This window comes from Bacillus sp. AFS053548 (genome assembly GCF_002575105.1).
Classification (GTDB): domain Bacteria; phylum Bacillota; class Bacilli; order Bacillales; family Bacillaceae_G; genus Gottfriedia.
In genome coordinates this window covers 1-4,032 of sequence record NZ_NUHI01000056.1, presented here as the reverse complement: position 1 = coordinate 4,032, position 4,032 = coordinate 1, and the positions used below count along the sequence as shown (strand labels likewise).

The following is a 4,032-nucleotide window of genomic DNA, read 5'->3' as shown; positions in this document are numbered from 1 at the left end:
CGCCCCCTCCTACTCGATTGTGCTAAATGGTAGATTCGTTGAATAAGAAAGTAGAATTAATAAAAAAATGATTGGTTGGAGGATTAAATGGAACTAGTTAGTTTTTCGAATAATTCATTGCTTTTTGTAAAAGCAGAGAAATCATTCTTAATTCATAGAAAATTAATTAAAGGTCTTTTGCCAGAAGCTGATGTCCAGCACGTTGGAAGTACAGCCATCCCTAATAGCCTTACAAAGGGTGATCTAGATATACAAGTGCGTGTTATTCCTGAACAATTCGAAAAAGCAGTTAAAGCACTTACATCTGTTTTTGAACTTAATGAAGGTAGCACTAAAACTGACTTGTTTAGAGCATTTAAAAATGATTCAATTGACCCACCTTTAGGGGTACAACTAACGATTATTGATTCTGAATTTGATTTCTTTTGGAAATTCCGAGATATTTTATTATTAAATGATAAGTACAGAGTAGAGTATGATAATTTAAAAAGGAAATTCGAAGGGAAGGGAATGGATGATTATAGGGAATGCAAAAACAAGTTTTTCGAAAAGTTAATGCATTCGCCTGAATTTAAAAAATTGTGACACATAAGTAATTTATTAAATAATATTAACTAGTTTTTGTACAAGTTACCCGTAATGTACCTAATAATAAAAAGTAGGGTAAGCTTCAATTAAAACTTATTGAATGACTTTTATATTATCTTGCACATTCTTGATGTGTAGGTTTACTTATATTTAATTCTTTTATCGATCTTTGAAAATATTCTTCAACTTCAAGAATATCGAGTGGTTCGATAAATGATGCCAAGTTAATTAATGAGTCTGTTGAGTAATCGTTTAATAGCATTTCTATAGCCCAACTCACATAATCACTAGATGTTACTTCATGTTCGTAAATTTTAAAGTACAAAATGTTTGTATCCAAAATAAATACCCCTTAGTTTTAGATATTTAAATAACTTTTAAATATTTTATTTTCAATTAAGAAAGTTTCATAAATTTTTGATACTAAATAAATTCCAATTACTGTTGGAAAACCACAGTTTTTTTGAACCATTTGACTACACAATTGCTTTATGATATGTGCAACTTTGGTAAGTATTATTTATTCATTTACTAGAAGATCAAACTTCTTTTTTCATTAAATCATGTAAAAAAAAGTCCTCTTTTTTATGACAATTAACAGAATAAAATAAATCTAATTCAGATAGATGCTTAAGTTTATGAAATAGATGTGCTTGTGAAAATCCTAAAACATTTTTATCTTTAATTAGTAATTTTAAATGTTCTTTCTCTTTGCCAAAATATTGAGATGATGCTATTTTAGTTGAATTACTTTTAAAAATTGGTTTTGGCATGCCCATTCCATAAGGTTCTAATATAGGCAAATCAGTCATCAATTCTTTTGGAAATGTGTGAATAGGTATGTTACTGATATAAAACTGTTGTGGTGAACTGATATGCTGTTTTAATGCTTCTTTTTGTATTTTTGATCGGAATAAATTAACCTGACTTTCGGTTAAATTGATCGAAAAACCAGCTGCCATTGGATGACCCCCGAATTTCTTCAATAAATCTTCACATCCAGATATACAATTAATAATGGAAAATTGACTTCCTTGTAAACTTCTTGCTGAACCTGTTCCGTCACTAGAGATAACAATTGTAGGTTTTTTATAATAGTTCGAAACTCTGGATGCGAGAATCCCAATAATCCCTTTGTGAAAATCCCCGTTTATCACTAAAACGTCATCGTTTAGTAAATTTTCACTCAGTATTTTTTCCTGAATCGTCAAGAATTGTTCTGCTGTTACTTTTTTTCGTTTGTCATTTAATGCAATGAGTTCATCAATTTCTTCATTAGTTGGATCAGTAGAGCGAAGAATGGCAGCAGCAAAATTTGGGTCACCAATTCGTCCGCACGCATTAAAAATTGGACCCAACGTAAAGCCAAATGTTGAACTATCAACTGTTTTAATCCTTAATTTATTCATTATTTTTTTGAATGCAGGATGAGGTTGATTTTTTATTTTTCGTAATCCATGCCAACAGATAATTCGGTTTTCTCCAGTTAATGGCACTACATCTGCGATTGTTCCTAAAGTTGCTAGGTCAAAAAATTTAAAAGATTCACCAATCCATTCTCGGTTTAACTTAAGATAAATAGCTTGTACTAGTTTTAATGCAACTCCAGCACCACATAAGTTTGGATTTGGATAATGGTTATCTTTTCGTTTTGGATTAATAAAAGCCAAACAATCTGGTCTTCCATTCAATACTTCGTGATGATCAGTGACAATCACATCAATTTCTTTTACTTTTGCTGCTTGTAATGCGTCATGAGCACTTGACCCATTATCAACTGTAATAATCAGTGAATAAGTTTTTGATAGACTGTTAACGATTTCCTTTGATAATCCGTAACCTTCTGTTCTTAAAGGTAATCGTGTGTCTACCTGACCACCCAATTCAATTAAGGCTTGGCTTAAAATAGTCGAAGAGGACATGCCATCGCAATCATAATCTCCAAATACAAGAATCTGTTCTTGTCGTGCAATAGCTTGTAAGATTCGGGGGACTGCCATACTCATTTCATCTAGCAAAAATGGATGATGCATAGAATTAAGTGAAGGAATGAGAAAGTTTCCCAGTTTTTTAGTTGTATTTATCCCTAAATGGAACAAATGTTGGCTAATGGTTGGATGAAGACAATATTGGGACGAAAGGTAGCGTATCATTGCAAATTCTGTTTCATCTTCAATCGGTTTAATTTTATTCCAGCTCATAAAGTACCTCCGAGATTAATTTTCATATGTATAGAATTGACGATATGAAATGTAATTATTCTTAAATAAAAACATTTTATTTTTATTTAAAAATAATGTAGGTGCTCAAAAACTAGGGTACATACCGTTTGGAGGTAATAAATAAATAGTTCCTCAATATAATATTAAGGAAATTTAATAAAGGTGGGAGAAAATGGAAGGCGTTAGTAAATTTAAAACGAATCATTCTTTAAACATTCAAATTAAAAGGGTATAAGGATGAAAAAAATTCAATGTAGTTTTATGGTTGTGCTGTTTACTTCAATATTTTTAGCTGGTTGCAGTAAATCTGTAATTACTGATGGTAGAACAAATGTAACAAAAGAAATGGATCAAATCATATCCGATTTTATTATCGATTATTATAAAGGGGTATTACCTCCAAGCGATAAACAATTTGAAGTACATAGTGTGTATGGAACGGAAAAAAAGAATGATAATTTGATAGTCTACTTTTATTCCCTTTTCGGTACCTATAATTTGTCAACAAAAACAGAAAGTCAAGCTGGTCATTCTTTGCCTGCTTTGATTAAATTGAAGCGACAAGGATACTCCTATTCAGTTGTAGAATATGAAGAGCCAGATGAAGGTGATCCTGGGGTTTCATTAAAAAGAATGTTTCCTCGTAAGTATGTAAAGCAAGTTAGAAATAACCAGGGAGATCTTGAAAAATTAGATTTACAGATGAAGAAAAAGGTAAAACAATGGTTAGCAGATAATAAATAATGTGGAAAGGGTTGGCATAAGCTAATCCTTTTTTTGTGATTTTAATCTGAATACAACAAGACGAGATGAATTTTTATTTGCATGTACATTGGCACAAAGGCAAGCATACAGCACATATAATTTAATACGGAATGTGCGAAAGCACTTAACCGCCCCTGTATAACAACCATAAGAATTATACAAAGGGAAAGGGCGGGGTAGCATGGTAAACAATGATTCAAAGGATAACAGTGCTACATCAGCTCCTAAGAAACCCATTGGCACAGTTATTATTAGAAATAAACCAAATATCAATTTAATAGCGAAAAGTGTAATGATAGCCTTTAAAAACGGTACTACAGCAAAAAAGTAGTCCGTTTTTTTTATTTGATCTCTTTCCTGGATTATATAAATGGGTTATCTAATAAAAATTCATTTGTTGAAGTACCAATTTTAAAGTACATTATTTAAAAAATTTAGTACCTACATTTGTAGTAGA

Annotated in this window: 5 protein-coding genes; 3 read left to right on the top strand and 2 right to left on the bottom strand. The window is 31.1% G+C overall.

The window, feature by feature from the left end:
• The first annotated feature begins 87 nt into the window (after positions 1-87).
• Positions 88-585 carry a GrpB family protein gene (locus tag CN946_RS20795; RefSeq protein WP_097978926.1) on the top strand — a complete coding sequence of 166 codons (498 nt, stop codon included), beginning with the start codon at positions 88-90 and terminating at the stop codon, positions 583-585.
• A gap of 115 nt (positions 586-700) precedes the next feature.
• On the opposite strand, the gene CN946_RS20790 is transcribed toward CN946_RS20795, so the two are convergent.
• Positions 701-928 (bottom strand): hypothetical protein, encoded by a 228-nt coding sequence (locus CN946_RS20790; protein WP_097978927.1) that lies wholly within the window; start codon positions 926-928, stop codon positions 701-703.
• A gap of 199 nt (positions 929-1,127) precedes the next feature.
• A complete protein-coding gene (recJ, locus tag CN946_RS20785) occupies positions 1,128-2,789 on the bottom strand; it encodes a single-stranded-DNA-specific exonuclease RecJ (protein WP_098862829.1) in 1,662 nt (553 codons plus the stop codon).
• 258 nt (positions 2,790-3,047) lie between these two features.
• On the opposite strand from recJ, the gene CN946_RS20780 reads away from it, so the two are divergent.
• Both CN946_RS20780 and CN946_RS23615 read left to right on the top strand, forming a co-directional pair.
• Positions 3,048-3,554: a hypothetical protein gene (locus CN946_RS20780; RefSeq protein WP_098862828.1), complete on the top strand. Its 507-nt coding sequence runs from the start codon at positions 3,048-3,050 to the stop codon at positions 3,552-3,554.
• Positions 3,555-3,756: 202 nt separating this feature from the next.
• Positions 3,757-3,906 carry a hypothetical protein gene (locus CN946_RS23615; protein WP_176547395.1) on the top strand — a complete coding sequence of 50 codons (150 nt, stop codon included), beginning with the start codon at positions 3,757-3,759 and terminating at the stop codon, positions 3,904-3,906.
• The last annotated feature ends 126 nt before the right edge of the window (positions 3,907-4,032 follow it).